Genomic DNA, 18,738 nt, shown 5'->3' on the forward strand with positions numbered 1-18,738 from the left:
TCAGACAATTGATAATAAAGCTTTTCTAGCACGTCGATAGATTGAATTGCTAGAACAATTTCAAAGAAAAGTATAACTAAAAATAATTTGTTTAAATATATATCTTTTTTATATTAAAACCATAGAAAGAAACGGACTAAATTATAAAAAAATTTAAGTTGCTCCAAATTTAAAATGGGTATATGATGTAAAAGTATATTTTTAGTTTTAAAGTAGTGGGATAATTTTTCGGAAATAAAGAGAAGGTTAAAAGTTTCCCGAATACATTAACGGGAGTTTTGCAATGACAAAAAAATTAAGGGAATTTAAAAGAAGTTTTGGTCAAGAAAAAGCAAGAGTGAAATTGTACAAATCCGGTAAAAACTGGGTTAAAGCTGGCATTAAGGAAATTCAATTGCTCCGTTTAATGGGTCTGCCATTTTTAACGGAGAAAGTAGAAAAAGAAGATGAGGGACCACAAAATATCGGTGGATTCATCAAAAGAAACGCATTGAAAACAACTGCCTTAACAGGCGGGATGTTTACCGTTAATATGTTGCATGATCAACATGCTTTCGCTGCTTCTGAAGCCCCTGTAACGTCAGAACTTACGACGCAAAGTCAAACAGTCGGAGATCAAACGTCTGTAACGATTGAACAATCACAATCGACAACTGACAGCCAAGCATCAACGTCTGTAACAAGTGATGCATCAACTTCTACTGCAAGTGAGAGCAGTGCGTCATCTGAGCGTCAGACTTCAACAGATAGCCAAAGCACGTCTACAAAGGACAGCCAATCAACATCAACAGACAGTCAAAGCACGTCTACAAAAGACAGTCAAGCAACATCAACAGATAGTCAGAGTATGTCTACAAAGGATAGCCGAAGTACATCGTCTGATAGCAAAAGTCAAAGCACTTCTTCGGAGAGTACGTCAAAAAGCACGAGTACGAGCGATTCCTCATCAACAAGCAGTAAGTCTGGTAGCCAATCAACAGACGCTACCTCGACGAGTGCGACATCGACTTCGGCATCATTGTCAACCTCTGATAGCACAAGTCAAAGTACAGCACCGTTATCATTACGTTCATTAAGCCTAAGAGCAGCGCCGACAACATTTGCTGCTGTCGCTGCAACAGCACCTGTGACACAGACATATACGGGAACAGGCACAGATACATTGTATAAATTGCCAATTTATTACAAGTTGATCGTGACAAGTGATGGTACGGCATTAAACTTCACGTACTATGTATCTTATGACAATCCCAATACCGCCACAGTGGAAAAACCATCAGATATAGCACTTTCTGCAAATATTAAAAATACAAATGATAGCTTGCAAACAATGTTGAATTTGGGTAGCGGCTATGGACAACCGTCAGCGGTGACACAGTCTATTACTACAGGGGGCTATACAACAACGAACGAAAATCTAATTGCTCCTGCTACGACACCAATGCAAAGTAATGGTAGTGGTTATTATTGGCAAGGGTTACCTGCGATGAATGGTACGTATGCACGTTTAGGTGATGCCATTATGGCAAAGTGGTCAGTGCCGATTACCAATCCTAACGGCGATTTAAATTGGACATTCTCACCTTATGCCAGTCGAACAGGGGCAACATTGCCAAACTATTTTACAGGGGCAGTCACTGGGAATGATCCTGTAACAAGTACATCATTGAGTAACTCAACGAACGCATCGATAAGTGCATCAACAAGTACGTCACTCAGTAACTCAAGAAGTGCGTCATTAAGTACGTCATTAAGTACATCGTTGAGTGCATCACAAAGTGCGTCAACAAGCGCGTCATTAAGTACATCGTTGAGTGCATCACAAAGTGCGTCAACAAGCGCATCATTAAGTACATCATTGAGTGAATCAGAAAGCGAAAGTATTTCTACTTCCATAAGCGAATCAACGAGCATTTCACTCTCACTATCAGAGTCAATAAGTAATTCAGAATCACTTAGTACGTCAACGTCAGTATCAGATTCAGAAAGTGAAAGTACCTCAACTTCATTGAGCGAATCAACAAGTACATCAATTTCATTATCAGAGTCAGTAAGCATTTCTGCATCACTGAGTGAGTCGACAAGCACGTCAGTGAGTGATTCAGAATCAGTGAGCACGTCAACGTCGATTTCAGATTCAGAAAGTGCGAGTACTTCAACATCATTAAGCGAATCAACAAGCACTTCTGTGAGCGATTCAGAATCAGTGAGCACATCGACATCAATCTCGGATTCGGAAAGTGCAAGCACATCAGTTTCATTGAGTGAATCAACAAGCACGTCAGTGAGTGATTCAGAATCAGTGAGCACGTCAACGTCGATTTCAGATTCAAAAAGCGTAAGTACTTCAACTTCATTAAGTGAATCAACGAGCACATCAGTGAGTGACTCAGAATCAGTGAGTACTTCAACGTCAATTTCAGATTCGGAAAGTGCAAGTACTTCAACTTCGTTGAGCGAATCAACAAGTACATCTGTAAGTGACTCAGAATCAATTAGTGCATCAACATCAGTATCAGACTCAGAAAGTTTGAGTACTTCAGTTTCATTAAGTGAATCGACAAGCACGTCAGTGAGCGATTCCGAATCGGTTAGCACTTCAACATCAGCATCGGATTCAGAAAGTGCAAGTACATCGACTTCATTGAGTGAGTCAACGAGCACTTCTGTTAGCGATTCAGAATCGATTAGCACGTCAACATCAATCTCGGATTCGGAAAGTGCAAGCACATCAGTTTCATTGAGTGAATCAACAAGTACTTCAGTGAGTGATTCCGAATCGATCAGTACTTCAACATCTGTATCGGGCTCAGAAAGTACAAGTACTTCAACATCATTGAGTGAGTCAACGAGCACTTCTGTTAGCGATTCAGAATCGATTAGCACGTCAACATCAATCTCGGATTCGGAAAGTGCAAGGCAAGCACAGTTTCAGTTGCCACCCTGAGTGAATCAACAAGTACTTCAGTGAGTGATTCCGAATCGATCAGTACTTCAACATCTGTATCGGACTCAGAAAGTACAAGTACTTCAACATCATTGAGTGAGTCAACGAGTACTTCAGTGATCGATTCTGAATCAGCGAGTACGTCAACATCAGTATCAGATTCAGAAAGTGCAAGCACATCAACATCGATCTCAGATTCAGAAAGTGTAAGTACTTCAACGTCATTAAGTGAGTCAACAAGTACATCAGTAAGTGACTCAGAGTCTGTAAGCACGTCAACGTCAATCTCGGATTCAGAGAGTGCGAGCACATCAACTTCACTAAGTGCATCAACAAGCACGTCAGTAAGCGATTCAGAATCAGTGAGCACTTCAACGTCTATCTCAGACTCAGAAAGTGCGAGTACTTCAGTTTCATTAAGTGAGTCGACAAGTACTTCAGTAAGTGATTCAGAAAGTGTAAGCGCATCAACTTCGTTGAGTGAGTCAACAAGTACGTCCGTAAGTGATTCAGAATCAGTGAGTACGTCAACATCAATCTCAGATTCCGAAAGCACAAGTACTTCAGTTTCATTAAGTGAGTCAACAAGCACGTCAGTAAGCGACTCAGAATCGGTGAGCACGTCGACATCTGTGTCAGACTCAGCAAGTGCAAGTACATCGACTTCATTGAGTGAGTCAACGAGCACTTCTGTGAGCGATTCCGAATCGATTAGCACGTCAACATCAGTATCAGATTCAGAAAGTGCGAGTACTTCAACATCATTAAGCGAATCAACAAGCACTTCTGTGAGCGATTCCGAATCAGTGAGCACATCGACATCAATCTCGGATTCGGAAAGTGCAAGCGCATCAACTTCGTTGAGTGAGTCAACAAGTACGTCAGTAATTGACTCAGAATCAGTGAGCAGTTCAACGTCTATCTCAGACTCAGAAAGCGTAAGTACGTCAACATCGATCTCAGATTCCGAAAGTGTAAGTACTTCTACATCGTTAAGTGAGTCAACGAGCATGTCAGTGAGCGATTCCGAATCGATCAGTACTTCAACATCTGTATCGGATTCAGAGAGCGCAAGTACCTCAACGTCACTAAGTGAATCGATAAGCACATCAGTAAGTGATTCAGAATCAATCAGTACTTCAACATCAGTATCAGATTCAGAGAGTACGAGCACATCAACATCACTAAGTGAGTCAACAAGCACATCAGTGAGTGACTCAGAATCAGTGAGTACATCAACATCTGTATCAGATTCAGAAAGCGTAAGTACATCGACTTCATTAAGCGAATCGACAAGTACATCAGTGAGTAACTCAGAATCGGTTAGCACATCAACATCAGTGTCAGACTCAGAGAGCGTAAGTACTTCAACATCGTTGAGTGAATCAACAAGTACGTCATTAAGCGATTCAGAATCAGTGAGCACATCAACGTCAATCTCGGATTCAGAGAGTGCAAGCACATCAACTTCAATCTCGGATTCAGAGAGCGCAAGTACTTCAACATCACTAAGCGAATCGACAAGTACGTCAGTAAGCGACTCAGAATCGGTGAGCACGTCAACATCAGTGTCAGACTCAGAAAGTGTAAGTACTTCTACATCATTAAGTGAGTCAACAAGCACATCGGTAAGTGATTCAGAATCATTGAGCACATCAACGTCAATCTCAGACTCAGCAAGCGTAAGTACTTCAACATTATTAAGTGAATCGACAAGCACATCAGTGAGCGATTCAGAATCAGTGAGCACCTCAACGTCAGTATCAGATTCAGAGAGTGCAAGTACTTCAACTTCATTGAGTGAGTCAACAAGTACCTCAGTAAGCGATTCAGAATCGATCAGCACGTCAACGTCAGTATCAGACTCAGAAAGTACAAGTACATCGGCTTCATTAAGTGAATCGACAAGTACGTCGATAAGCGATTCAGAATCAGCGAGTACATCAACATCGTTGAGTGAATCAACAAGTACGTCAGTGAGCGACTCAGAATCGGTTAGCACATCAACGTCAATTTCTGATTCCGAAAGCGCAAGTACATCAACTTCATTAAGTGAGTCGACAAGTACGTCAGTGAGTGATTCAGAATCAGCGAGTACGTCAACATCAGTATCAGATTCAGAGAGCGCAAGCACATCGACTTCATTAAGTGAGTCAACAAGCACATCAGTAAGCGATTCAGAATCAGTGAGCACATCAACATCAGTTTCTGATTCAGAGAGTGCGAGTACTTCAACATCACTAAGTGAATCAACAAGCACGTCAGTGAGCGATTCCGAATCGGTTAGTACCTCAACGTCACTTTCAGATTCCGAAAGTGCGAGTACATCGACTTCACTAAGCGAATCAACAAGCACATCAGTGAGTGATTCAGAATCGATTAGTACATCAACGTCAATTTCAGATTCCGAAAGCGCAAGTACATCAACGTCAATTTCAGATTCCGAAAGCGCAAGTACATCGACTTCACTAAGTGAATCGACAAGCACATCTGTTAGCGATTCAGAATCAGTGAGTACGTCAACATCAGTGTCAGACTCAGAAAGTGTAAGTACTTCTACATCATTAAGTGAGTCAACAAGCACGTCAGTGAGTGACTCAGAGTCAGTGAGTACATCAACATCTGTATCGGATTCAGAAAGCACAAGTACCTCAACGTCACTAAGTGAATCGACAAGCACATCTGTTAGCGATTCAGAATCAGTGAGTACGTCAACATCAGTATCAGATTCAGAGAGTGCGAGCACATCAACTTCGTTGAGTGAGTCAACAAGTACATCAGTAAGTGATTCAGAGTCAGTGAGCACATCAACGTCAATTTCAGATTCCGAAAGCGCAAGTACATCGACTTCACTAAGTGAGTCAACAAGTACATCATTAAGCGACTCAGAATCAGTAAGTACATCAACGTCAGTGAGCGACTCAGAATCTGTAAGCACTTCAACATCATTAAGTGAGTCGACAAGCACTTCAGTAAGTGATTCAGAATCAGCGAGCACGTCGACATCAATCTCTGATTCAGAAAGTGCAAGTACATCAACTTCACTAAGCGAATCGACAAGTATATCAGTAAGCAATTCCGAATCAGTGAGCACTTCAGCATCTATCTCAGATTCAGCAAGTGAGAGCACATCAATTTCATTAAGTGAGTCAACAAGCACGTCAGTAAGTGACTCAGAATCAGTAAGCACATCAACGTCAATCTCGGATTCAGAGAGCGCAAGTACTTCAACATCACTAAGCGAATCGACAAGTACGTCAGTAAGCGACTCAGAATCGGTGAGCACGTCAACATCAGTGTCAGACTCAGAAAGTGTAAGTACTTCTACATCATTAAGTGAGTCAACAAGCACGTCAGTGAGTGACTCAGAGTCAGTGAGTACATCAACATCTGTATCGGATTCAGAAAGCACAAGTACTTCAACATCGTTGAGTGAATCAACAAGTACATCAGTGAGCGATTCAGAATCGGTGAGCACGTCGACATCTGTGTCAGACTCAGCAAGTGCAAGTACATCGACTTCATTGAGTGAGTCAACGAGCACTTCTGTGAGCGATTCCGAATCGATTAGCACGTCAACGTCTGTATCGGATTCCGAAAGCGCAAGTACATCGACTTCATTAAGTGAATCGACAAGTACATCAGTGAGTGATTCAGAATCGGTTAGCACATCAATATCTGTTTCAGATTCGGAAAGCGTAAGTACTTCAACGTCACTAAGTGAGTCAACAAGTACATCAGTGAGCGATTCAGAATCATTGAGCATGTCAACGTCTGTATCGGATTCCGAAAGCGCAAGTACATCGACTTCATTAAGTGAATCGACAAGTACATCAGTGAGTGATTCAGAATCGGTTAGCACATCAATATCTGTTTCAGATTCGGAAAGCGTAAGTACTTCAACGTCACTAAGTGAGTCAACAAGTACATCAGTAAGTGAATCAGAATCAGCGAGTACGTCAACATCGGTTTCAGACTCGGAAAGTGCAAGTACATCGACTTCATTGAGTGAATCAACAAGTACATCAGTAAGTGATTCAGAATCAGTGAGTACATCAACGTCTGTATTGGATTCGGAAAGCGTAAGTGCTTCTACATCACTAAGTGATTCAGCAAGCACATCAGTAAGTACATCAACATCTGTATCAGATTCGGAAAGTGTGAGCACGTCGACATCAGTATCGGATTCAGAGAGTGTAAGTACATCAACTTCACTAAGTGAATCAATAAGTACATCTGTAAGTGACTCAGAGTCAGTGAGCACGTCAACATCAGTATCGGATTCAGAAAGTGCAAGTACGTCAACTTCACTAAGTGAATCGACAAGCACATCTGTTAGCGATTCCGAATCAATCAGCACGTCAACATCAGTATCGGATTCAGAAAGTGTAAGTACTTCAACTTCATTGAGTGAATCGACAAGTACGTCAGTGAGCGATTCCGAATCAGTGAGCACATCAACATCAATCTCAGATTCGGAAAGCGCAAGTACTTCAACTTCATTGAGTGAATCGACAAGTACATCAGTAAGCGACTCAGAATCAGTAAGCACGTCCACGTCAATTTCAGATTCCGAAAGTGCAAGCACATCAACTTCACTAAGTGAGTCGACAAGCACTTCAGTAAGTGATTCAGAATCGGTTAGCACGTCAACGTCGATCTCAGACTCAGAAAGTACAAGTACTTCAACATCATTGAGTGAGTCAGCAAGTACATCAGTGAGTGATTCAGAATTATTGAGTACGTCAACATCAGTGTCAGATTCGGAAAGTGGAAGCACATCGACTTCACTAAGTGAGTCAACAAGTACATCAGTAAGCGATTCAGAATCAGTTAGCGCATCAACATCAATCTCAGATTCGGAAAGCGTAAGTACATCAACGTCATTAAGTGAGTCGACAAGTACATCAGTGAGCACATCAACATCAGTGTCAAACTCAGAAAGCGTAAGTACATCAACTTCATTGAGTGAATCAACAAGTACTTCTGTGAGTGATTCAGAGTCAGTAAGTACGTCAACAGCAATCTCAGATTCAGAAAGCGTAAGCACTTCAACTTCGTTGAGCGAATCGACAAGCACATCTGTGAGTGACTCAGAGTCCTTAAGCACATCAACGTCAATTTCAGATTCGGAAAGTGGAAGCACATCGACTTCACTAAGTGAGTCAACAAGTACATCAGTGAGCACATCAACATCAGTGTCAAACTCAGAAAGCGTAAGTGCATCAACTTCATTGAGTGAATCAACAAGCACATCTGTGAGTGACTCAGAATCAGTAAGTACGTCAACATCAGTTTCAGATTCCGAAAGCGCAAGCACGTCAACTTCATTGAGTGAGTCAGCAAGTACATCAGTGAGTGATTCAGAATCATTGAGTACGTCAACATCAATCTCAGATTCGGAAAGTGCGAGCACATCAGTTTCATTAAGTGAATCAACAAGCACTTCAGTAAGCGACTCAGCATCAGTAAGTACGTCAACATCAGTGTCAGATTCGGAAAGTGGAAGCACATCGACTTCACTAAGTGAGTCAACAAGTACATCAGTAAGTGATTCAGAATCAGTGAGCACATCAACATCAATCTCAGATTCAGCAAGTGCGAGCACATCAGTTTCATTAAGTGAATCGACAAGCACATCTGTTAGCGATTCCGAATCAATCAACACGTCAACATCAGTATCGGCTTCAGAAAGTGTAAGTACTTCAACTTCATTGAGTGAATCGACAAGTACGTCAGTGAGCGATTCCGAATCAGTGAGCACATCAACATCAATCTCAGATTCGGAAAGCGCAAGTACTTCAACTTCATTGAGTGAATCGACAAGTACATCAGTAAGCGACTCAGAATCAGTAAGCACGTCCACGTCAATTTCAGATTCCGAAAGTGCAAGCACATCAACTTCACTAAGTGAGTCGACAAGCACTTCAGTAAGTGATTCAGAATCGGTTAGCACGTCAACGTCGATCTCAGACTCAGAAAGTACAAGTACTTCAACTTCATTAAGTGAGTCAACAAGCACATCAGTAAGCGACTCAGAATCAGTAAGCACTTCAACATCTGTATCAGACTCAGAAAGTGTGAGTACTTCAACTTCATTGAGTGAGTCAGCAAGTACATCAGTGAGTGATTCAGAATTATTGAGTACGTCAACATCAGTGTCAGATTCGGAAAGCGTAAGTACATCAACGTTATTAAGTGAGTCGACAAGTACATCAGTGAGCGATTCAGAATCAGTGAGCACATCAACATCAGTGTCAAACTCAGAAAGCGTAAGTACTTCAACATCAATCTCAGATTCAGAAAGCGTAAGCACTTCAACTTCGTTGAGCGAATCGACAAGCACATCTGTGAGTGACTCAGAGTCCGTAAGCACATCAACGTCAATTTCTGATTCAGAAAGTTTAAGTACTTCAACTTCATTAAGTGAGTCAACAAGCACATCTGTGAGTGACTCAGAATCAGTAAGTACGTCAACATCAATATCAGATTCAGCAAGTGCAAGTGCATCGACTTCATTGAGTGAATCAACAAGCACTTCAGTGAGTGATTCAGAATCAGTAAGTACGTCAACATCAGTTTCTGATTCAGAGAGTGCGAGCACATCAACTTCGTTGAGTGAGTCAACAAGCACGTCAGTGAGTGACTCAGAGTCAGTGAGTACATCAACATCTGTATCGGATTCCGAAAGCGTAAGTACTTCAGTTTCATTGAGTGAATCAACAAGCACATCAGTAAGCGATTCAGAATCAGTGAGCACATCAACATCAGTATCGGATTCAGAGAGCGCAAGTACTTCAACTTCGTTGAGCGAATCGACAAGCACATCTGTGAGTGACTCAGAGTCCGTAAGCACATCAACGTCAATTTCTGATTCAGAAAGTTTAAGTACTTCAACTTCATTAAGTGAGTCAACAAGCGCGTCAGTAAGTGACTCCGAAAGTGTAAGTGCTTCAACTTCATTGAGTGAATCGACAAGTACGTCAGTAAGTGATTCAGAATCAGTGAGTACATCAACGTCAGTGTCAGATTCCGAAAGTGTAAGTACTTCAGCGTCATTAAGTGAGTCGACAAGTACATCAGTGAGCGATTCAGAATCAGTGAGCACGTCAACATCAGTATCGGATTCCGAAAGCGTAAGTACATCAACTTCATTAAGCGACTCAACAAGCACGTCAGTGAGTAGCTCAGAATCAATCAGTACTTCAACATCAGTATCAGATTCCGAAAGTGTAAGTACATCGACTTCATTGAGTGAGTCAACAAGCACATCAGTGAGTTATTCAGAATCAGTGAGTACGTCAACATCAGTATCGGATTCAGCAAGTGCAAGTACGTCAATAAGTGATTCAGAAAGCGTAACTACTTCAACATCACTAAGTGAGTCAACAAGTACATCAGTGAGCGACTCAGCATCGGTTAGTACATCAACGTCAATTTCAGATTCCGAAAGTGTAAGTACTTCAACTTCATTAAGCGAATCGACAAGTATTTCGTTAAGCAATAATGACTCGACAGTTACTTCAACAGGTACTGGTGAAAGCCACTCAATGAGTGAAATTGATGTCACAAGTGTTAGTGTTTCACTGTCTGAAAGTATCAGTGCATCATTAAGTGAATCAGTGAGCACATCAACATCTGTATCAGACTCAACAAGCGTAAGCACGTCAACATCATTAAGTGAGTCAACGAGTGCATCATTAAGTGACTCAAGCTCAGCAAGCGCATCAGACTCTACTACAACGTCTGTAAGTCAATCAGCGTCAAGTGTGACATCAACATCGTTATCGACTTCAGATTCAACAAGTGGATCAATGTCATCCTCTGAATCTCAAGCACCGTTTATCGGTAGCACATCTATGAATCAAGGTGACAACACAACGACAGCACAACAGGCAAAAGTGACTGAAAAAGCGCAGTTACCTGATACAGGTCAAGCGACAAGCAACAATGGATTAGTTGGGGCGGTTGCCGCAATGTTGGCTGGATTAGGTTTACTCAGAAAATCAAAAAAAGATAAAAAGAAAGCAACGAAGTCTAACAAATAATAAATAGACAACATGGGTTAAAGAGGCTAGACACAAGTGAACTTTGGAAAATTTGCCAGAGACTCGTGCTTCTAGCCTCTTTGGCAACATGTTATTAAAAGAGGGTTAATGTGAAGAATAATCTATTTTTTCGTATTTTAGGACAATACGAATATAAAATTTTACATAAACGTATATTATTTACGTTGTTCATATTATTGATATACATATTCGGTAGTCACATTTCTATCGTTAGCTCAGATAAAATGAATGCGCAAGAAAATTCATTTTATAAACTTGCGGTGTCAAATATGGGCGGGGACTTGCATACACTCAATATTTTTTCGCTAGGTCTTGGACCGTGGTTAACCGCAATGATCTTTTTAATGTTGTTACGTTACCGTAATTTTGAAAAAGCGATGCGCCAAACGCGTAAAGAAAAACACTACCAAGAAAAATTATTGACGCTCGCCTTATGTATTGTTCAAGGTTATTTTATGATTCATCAATCAGTGGTGAAAGATCATATTAAAGAAGCAAATGTCTTATTGCTTTTGTTAGTTGTTGTGACCGGTGCGATGTTATTGGTTTGGATGGCGGATCAAAATGTACGCTATGGGATTGCAGGGCCTATGCCGATTGTGCTTCTCAGTATTGTGCGGTCGATTTTTAATCAACGTCTCCCTGAACTTCACGTCCAAACATTTATTTTAGTGACCATCATTGTCCTTGTTATAGTTGCTTTATTTGTTTTATTACTCATTGAATTGGTCGAATATCGTTTAAACTATCGAGACATCATGCATATAACGGATACACGAACGCCTTCTTATTTGGCTTGGAAATTAAATCCGGCGGGCAGTATTTCAATTATGATCAGTTTATCTGTCTTTATTCTTCTTAATAGTGTCATCAATTTAATTATTGGTTTCGTGACGGGGAAGACAACGCATATCGCATTTTTAAGTTTCAATAATGCGATAGGAATTACTGTCTATATTTTGATGCAAATAATTTTAGGTTATTGGATGTCACGTTTGTTGATTAATACTAAGCAAAAGACGAAAGATTTTTTGAAAAGTGGCAACTATTTTGTCGGTGTGTATCCAGGTACTGAGACGGACGCTTTCTTAAACAGTAAAGCACGTCGCATTTGTTGGACAGGTTCGATAATTGTCGGTTTGATTATTGGTATTCCTTTGTATTGCACGTTATTTGTCCCTCAACTTTCACAACAAATCTATTTTGCAATTCAATTGATTATCATGGTCTACATCAGTATTAATATCGCTGAAACTTTGCGGACGTATTTGTATTTTGATAAGTATCAACAGTTTTTGACTAAATATTGGTAAGGAGATTTTTCATGAAACGTTTTATCCCGGCGTGGTATAGCTCACATCAATGGTGGGAAAGTCAAGCAGAGCCTTTTTATCGTAAGCGTTCGATTACAGAGTTTGATGATTTGATTAGTTTAATGGCGATGCATCAAAAAAATGACTGTGATTTCGAAATGATGATTCTCAATTATAGTCCGCATTTGCGCACGTTTTTACATCGTCATGATTTGTTTGAATCAAAGTATTGGTCTGTTTTTGATGAAATTCAAGGATTTACGCATCAAACCCCACAATCTGTAGATTATAGACAACTCAATTGGCCAAGTGGTACGGAATTCGTGTATACGCCTTACCTCATTCGGGCGATTACCGCTAAAAATCGTTATTCCAATATTTACTTTAGTCAAGAAGGTTATTTAATTTGGATTGAGGACTTTGAAAATCAAACCAAATGTCGACGTTTTGTTTTTGATGATCGTGGATGCTTATCCAGTGTGCTTTATTTTGATGCGCAAGGTACGCCACAAACGCTTCGTTACATGACGCAAGATGGGGATTGGATTTTAGAGGAAAATCTCGTTCAAGGAACTGTGGCGGTACACGAAAAATATGAAATTCATTTTTCAAAATACACCTATTCGACGATGTCAGAGGTCATTCAAGAATATTTGGGCTATCATCGAGACCGTACGATGAACGATTTAGATGAAATCATTATTGCTGCAGATGTTCGACATAACGCTTTGATTACGAAGACGTTCAAGACACAGCGTTTATGTTTTTCTTTATTCCAACAGCGTAATCTAGACATGACTGAGCACGACTTGCAAACTATAGAAGCGGGGCAAAGTTGGCTTGTGGATACCCGGGAAAATGAACGGAGACTTGAAAAATATAAAGCCAAACATCATTTATCGAATCGTCTCATGCGGATTACGCCTTTTGATGCACAAGTCATGCCAAACCGCAGTAATCAGTTACATGAAACGTATATTGGTTTATGGATAGACGGTCTCAGCGAATCACAATTAAAAAGTGTGCTCCCACAACTTGTCCATTATATGGAACAACATGAAGAGGTGCGCCTCGTCCTACTCACAGAATGGGAAAAACATCGTGTCTCTCGATGGTTGCTTAACGAAATTACAGCGATTAATGACCGTTTTAATCATAAGAAAGATCTTCCTGAAGAACTTATGGAATTGATGAAAGAAGTTGAAGAAGTCGTTTACATCGAACTGAAAATGGTGCCTTTTGAATTAGACATTGTCGAAGCGATGACGACCCTCCGTATTGTCATCGATTTATCAGAAGAACCGGATTTGTTTTTACAAATCTGTTGTCTAGGTGCAGGGTTGCCTCAAATCAATCAAACGGAGACAGATTATGTCCAACCAGGGACGAATGGATTAGTCATCAATACGGAACAAGCGTTAATTCCAGCTTTAGATTATTTTTTAACGCACTTAAAACATTGGAATCATTCCTATGCGTATTCGCAGAAACTGGCTAAAAATTATGCTTCTGAAAAAATAATCGACCAGTTAAATCAATTGATTGAAGGTGGAGAGTATGGCGCGTAAATTTAGAGTGCTCCAAATTGGAGGGCACGACTATGGTCCTCATTTTGAAGATGACAAGAACACAGATTGGGATTATTTGAATCCACAAATTTTTAGTAATTATGAAGATTATAAGCGAGCAGTCAAAGATACCATTTATGTTCATGGTCAATTTAATTTGATTTTTGTCCAAACTCCTTTTTCTGAAGGGCTAATGGAAACTTTGGAAGTCGCAAGTCAACCCTATACGACCTATGTAGATAGTCAGTTTTGGGATGATCAATTTGAAGCACATCCTCTTGTCACACAACGTATTATACGTCCACTTGAATACAAAGATTTAAATGATTTATATGAAAAGTTAAAATCGGTGACGTTCTCAGGACAATATGGAGATAAATTGTCGCCTAAATTTTGTATGGTCAACCCGTCCTTTCAAGGCACAGCTGACTATGTCGGGAATAAAGCTTTAGTGCTTTCAGGGGACTTTGGAGAGGAGATGACGCCGATTTTGTCTTGGCAAAAGCATCTCTTCTATGATGAAGGTAAAGTGATTCAAGTTTGGCCAGAGTTCACGTTGTCAGGAAATGTTGAGGTTGAATTTGTGTTTCGTCTTATTTCCTCAGGGACGGCAGAGAATATTGTCGAAGAGTTTGTTTCATCTCATCATGATTTAGCGACACCTTTAGAAATTCCGAGACGTACCCACGATGCTTATATTGTATTGAGTGCACGTGCGAAAGGGCAAGGGACGTTTGAAATGGGAGCCATGCATAAACGCTGGTCACGTTTAGAGATGGGACAGTTTATTTTAGGTGGCCAACGCTATGCCGATGCGAATAGAGATGAATTCATTCATTATTTCAATCCTGGGGACATGAAACCACCGCTCAACGTTTATTTTAGTGGTTATCGTTCTGCGGAAGGATTTGAAGGCTATTTTATGATGAATCGTTTTAAAGCACCGTTTATACTCATCGGTGATCCTCGAATTGAAGGTGGGGCCTTCTATTTAGGCTCTGAAGAATATGAATCGGCGATAAAGCAAGTGATTCAAGACGGACTCGATCGCCTTGGGTTTGCGCCAGATGAGTTGATTTTATCAGGATTGTCGATGGGGTCATTTGGTGCATTGTATTACGGCACACAACTGAATCCGGCAGGGATTGTCGTGGGTAAACCATTAATCAATATAGGGACGGTGGCGGAGAATATGCCCCTGCTTCGTCCGGAAGATTTTGGGACTGCACTCGACGTCCTTTTGAAAAATGAATCCGGTCTTAAGCAAGAGGATATCGACCGGCTCAATCAAAAATTTTGGCAAAAGATCGAGGCGGCTGACTTTTCAAACACGACCTTTGCGATTTCATATATGCAACATGATGATTATGATATGCATGCCTTTGACATGTTGCTTCCTATTTTGACGCGACAACATGCACGTGTGATGAGTCGAGGCGTACCGGGAAGACATAACGATGATTCACCGACAATTACAAGTTGGTTCGTCAATTTTTACAACATCATTTTGGAAAGTCGATTTGGGAGAGTGACACAACGTGCAAAATAACAGTGATACGATTCGTTGGACACAAATTACGCCATCGACGTTTATGTATGGCTCACAATTACAATTTAAAGAAGATGAAACCATTTTTAAAAATGCGCTTATGCCTTCAGGAATCGTGATTCATGAATGGCAGATGATGACCCAATATACCGCAGATAAAATGATTCCGACATTACCTATTTTAAAGAGAGGACAGACGTATCATTTTTTGTTTGACTATGAGGTTGAACCAGCGGACCATATTTATTTCAAACTCATTTTTAAACGACGTAACGGGACAGAAGCGGGTACTCAAATTATAAAGGGACACGAAGCAGACGTTGTTTATCCGAAAGACGCTTTTTCATATGTATTACAGATGATTAATGCGGCAGCACAGGACATTCGGTTTCGGACGATTAAGATTGTCCCACATGAAGGAGATGCGCTTCATCAACAATTGTCGATTTCAGAGGTTGTCAACGAAGATCAGACATTGCCGGTACGCAATATCATTTTTGTAGAAGCACAGGAATTGTCTTATGATGCGATTCGAAATATGAAAAATGTGATTGGGATTGAACATTGGCAACAAGTAGAGGAAGAGACAGTGTTTGAAAGACTGAGCCCCCTTGTTGAGGAGTTCTCACACTTACATTTTATCGGTTATCACGAAGCGTCCAATGAAATGGCCTATCACATGGCAGAAAAATTTGGAGGCACTGCCTTTATGACGCATCACCATGCACAAACTAAGCCAAGCTTCCCATCTCGACGGGGCACGGAGAGGGTAGTGTATATGGATGAAGAAAAGGATGCGATGCAATCTCTGGGCATTGTTGAAAATTTGTTAAATCCAAGTCGTTTTTTAAAGTATATCAATATCAATCAGCTGAATGGAGGGCGTCACGATGAAATTTAATATGACTCATACGATCAACCAAATGCGTCTTAAACGCCTTCGAAAAATCTTGCATCAAGTCAATAGCTATAGTGACGCGTATGCACAACTTGAAGACGTCGCACTCCAAGCAAAAACGGCTGAATTTCAAAAAGCCATTCAGGCAGGGACCTCTTTATCTCAACTGTTACCTGAGGCCTATGCGGTGATACGAGAAGCCAGTCGACGTGTACTTGGGATGTATCCCAAAGATGTCCAAGTGTTAGGGGCCATTGTGTTACATGAAGGTAATATTGCGGAAATGCAGACAGGAGAAGGCAAAACGTTAACAGCGACGATGCCACTTTATCTCAATGCGCTCACTGGAAAAGGGGCCTATTTGATTACGACGAATGATTATTTGGCACGTAGGGACTATGAAGAGATGAAACCGTTGTTTGAATGGCTCGGACTTACGATTGCCCTCGGTTTTGTAGATATTCCGGATTATGAATACATGCCAGGGGAAAAACAAAAAATTTATAGTCATGACATCATTTATACGACAAATGGTCGTTTAGGGTTTGATTATTTAATCGACAATTTGGCAGATGGTCAAGAAGGAAAATTCTTGCCCGATTTAAATTTTGGGATTATCGATGAAGCGGATTCCATTATTTTAGATTCTGCGCAAACCCCACTCGTTATTTCAGGGGCACCTCGGGTACAATCCAATTTGTTTCATATCGTGAAAGCCTTTGTAGAAACGTTAAAAAAAGACGTCCATTTCAAAATGGAAAAAACTAAAAAAGAAATTTGGCTTACGCCAGAGGGAATTGATGCGGCAAATGCCTACTTTGGTATCGAAAGCATTTATGAAGAAGGCTATTTTGACTTGGCACGTAACATTAATTTAGCGATACGTGCACGCCACTTGTTTGATGCCAATTTAGATTATTTTGTCTATAACGGGGAGGTCGTCCTCATCGACCGTATTACTGGACGTATGCTACCCGGAACAAAATTACAATCGGGTCTACATCAAGCGATTGAAGCAAAGGAAAATGTCGAATTGTCACTGGATATGAGTGTGATGGCCACGATTACGTTTCAAAATTTATTCCGTCAATTCAACGATTTTTCAGGAATGAGTGCCACAAGTAAGCTAGGTGAAAAAGAGTTTTTCGATTTGTATTCGAAAGTTGTCGTACAAATTCCGACAGATCGACCGATTGCACGTCACGATGAGGAAGACCGTGTGTTTAAAAATGCAGAAGACAAAAATAAAGCCATTTTAGAACGTGTTCAAGCGTTATATGAATCGCAACGCCCTGTCCTTTTAATCACCCGTACGGCAGAAGTGGCTGAATATTTTTCGATGGCGCTATTTGAGTTGAATATCCCTAATAACTTATTAATTGCGCAAAATGTAGCGAAAGAAGCGCAAATGATTGCCGAAGCCGGACAACTCAGTGCGGTGACAGTTGCAACGAGTATGGCAGGTCGTGGAACCGACATTAAACTAGCAGAGGGTGTCCAAGAACTTGGTGGGCTTGCGGTCATTATTAGTGAACATATGGAAAATAGTCGTGTGGACCGCCAATTGCGCGGGCGTGCAGGAAGACAAGGGGATCCGGGATCTTCTCAAATTTATATTTCACTCGAAGACTATCTCGTTAAACGATGGGGTAAAGGCCATATGTTAAATAATGACAAGCTGAATCAAGTAGACAGTGACGCGCTCCAACAAAGCCGTATGTTTCAAAAGCGCGTTCAAAAAACAGTGGCGCGTGCACAACGGGTCTCCGAAGAACATGGGGTGCTTCAACGTGAAATGGCCAACGAATATGAGAAAAGTATCAGTATTCAACGGGAATTGATTTATCAAGAACGCGATCGTGTGTTAGCACTCTGGGATATCGGACGCTTGAATTTAACACAACTTGCGGAAGAAGTATTTCGACGCGATTATCGTCAAAAAGCCCTCAACAGCCGAGAAAAATTAATCGACTATATTTATCAGCGCGTGAGTTTTCAATTTGCGGATGACTTAAGTGACCTCTCATTACACAATGAAAAAGAAGTCGTCACTTTTTTAACCAAACTATTTGAATCAACGTTACAGGCACAAGAACAAGCATTAAATGATAATTATCTTTACACACGCTTTGTACAAAAAGCGATATTAAAAGCCATAGATAGTCATTGGATTCAACAAGTCGACCATTTACAACAACTCAAAAGCAGTGTTCAAAATCGACAAAATGGCCAACGAAATGCCATTTTCGAATACCATAAAGTCGCTTTAGAATCTTTTGAAACAATGAGTACGGAAATTAAAGGGCATATCATTCATAATCTTTGCCAAAGTGTCACGACTTTTGACAAAGAAGGGAAGCTCGTCGTACATTTTCCAAATTAAAGAGGTGGGAG

General features: G+C 40.7%; 8 protein-coding genes and 2 pseudogenes. 8 read left to right on the forward strand and 2 right to left on the reverse strand.

Annotated features, from left to right (window positions below):
• Positions 1-283 precede the first annotated feature (283 nt).
• Positions 284-415 (forward strand): annotated as a pseudogene (locus PYW36_RS11325) (KxYKxGKxW signal peptide domain-containing protein); the annotation flags it as partial.
• A gap of 476 nt (positions 416-891) precedes the next feature.
• Here PYW36_RS11325 and PYW36_RS00710 read toward each other — a convergent pair.
• Both PYW36_RS00710 and PYW36_RS11415 read right to left on the reverse strand, forming a co-directional pair.
• Positions 892-1,038: a hypothetical protein gene (locus tag PYW36_RS00710; RefSeq protein WP_172458421.1), complete on the reverse strand. Its 147-nt coding sequence runs from the start codon at positions 1,036-1,038 to the stop codon at positions 892-894.
• A gap of 579 nt (positions 1,039-1,617) precedes the next feature.
• The gene (locus PYW36_RS11415; protein ID WP_275113504.1) at positions 1,618-2,886 is read right to left on the reverse strand and encodes a hypothetical protein; all 1,269 of its coding nucleotides are present in this window, start codon (positions 2,884-2,886) and stop codon (positions 1,618-1,620) included.
• A gap of 270 nt (positions 2,887-3,156) precedes the next feature.
• Between PYW36_RS11415 and PYW36_RS11330 the strand changes: the two are divergent.
• From PYW36_RS11330 to secA2, 7 genes and pseudogenes are all read left to right on the forward strand, one after another.
• Positions 3,157-10,503, forward strand: a pseudogene (locus PYW36_RS11330) (hypothetical protein); the annotation flags it as partial.
• Positions 10,504-10,506: 3 nt separating this feature from the next.
• Positions 10,507-10,995, forward strand: a complete 489-nt coding sequence (locus tag PYW36_RS11420) for an LPXTG cell wall anchor domain-containing protein (RefSeq protein ID WP_479692481.1) — start codon at positions 10,507-10,509, stop codon at positions 10,993-10,995.
• Between the two features lie 110 nt (positions 10,996-11,105).
• Entirely contained in the window at positions 11,106-12,329 is a 1,224-nt protein-coding gene (secY2, locus tag PYW36_RS00735) for an accessory Sec system protein translocase subunit SecY2 (RefSeq protein ID WP_103159224.1), read from the forward strand.
• Positions 12,330-12,340: 11 nt separating this feature from the next.
• Positions 12,341-13,897 (forward strand): accessory Sec system protein Asp1, encoded by a 1,557-nt coding sequence (gene asp1 / locus PYW36_RS00740; RefSeq protein ID WP_037576305.1) that lies wholly within the window; start codon positions 12,341-12,343, stop codon positions 13,895-13,897.
• On the forward strand, positions 13,887-15,446 hold the full coding sequence (gene asp2 / locus PYW36_RS00745) for an accessory Sec system protein Asp2 (RefSeq protein WP_103159223.1): 1,560 nt from the start codon (positions 13,887-13,889) through the stop codon (positions 15,444-15,446). Before asp1 ends, asp2 begins: the two co-directional genes overlap by 11 nt.
• On the forward strand, positions 15,436-16,347 hold the full coding sequence (gene asp3 / locus PYW36_RS00750; RefSeq protein WP_103159222.1) for an accessory Sec system protein Asp3: 912 nt from the start codon (positions 15,436-15,438) through the stop codon (positions 16,345-16,347). Before asp2 ends, asp3 begins: the two co-directional genes overlap by 11 nt.
• Complete coding sequence (gene secA2 / locus PYW36_RS00755) at positions 16,337-18,727, forward strand: accessory Sec system translocase SecA2 (RefSeq protein WP_103159221.1); 2,391 nt, start codon at positions 16,337-16,339, stop codon at positions 18,725-18,727. Before asp3 ends, secA2 begins: the two co-directional genes overlap by 11 nt.
• Positions 18,728-18,738: the final 11 nt, after the last annotated feature.

The sequence above is a fragment of the Staphylococcus chromogenes genome (assembly GCF_029024625.1).
Classification (GTDB): Bacteria; Bacillota; Bacilli; order Staphylococcales; family Staphylococcaceae; genus Staphylococcus; species Staphylococcus chromogenes.

Excerpts from the sequence above, each read along its gene's own strand:
- asp1 (WP_037576305.1), top strand. The coding sequence starts at position 12,341 with ATGAAACGTTTTATCCCGGCGTGGTATAGCTCACATCAATGGTGGGAA.
- asp2 (WP_103159223.1), top strand. The coding sequence starts at position 13,887 with ATGGCGCGTAAATTTAGAGTGCTCCAAATTGGAGGGCACGACTATGGT.
- secA2 (WP_103159221.1), top strand. The coding sequence starts at position 16,337 with ATGAAATTTAATATGACTCATACGATCAACCAAATGCGTCTTAAACGC.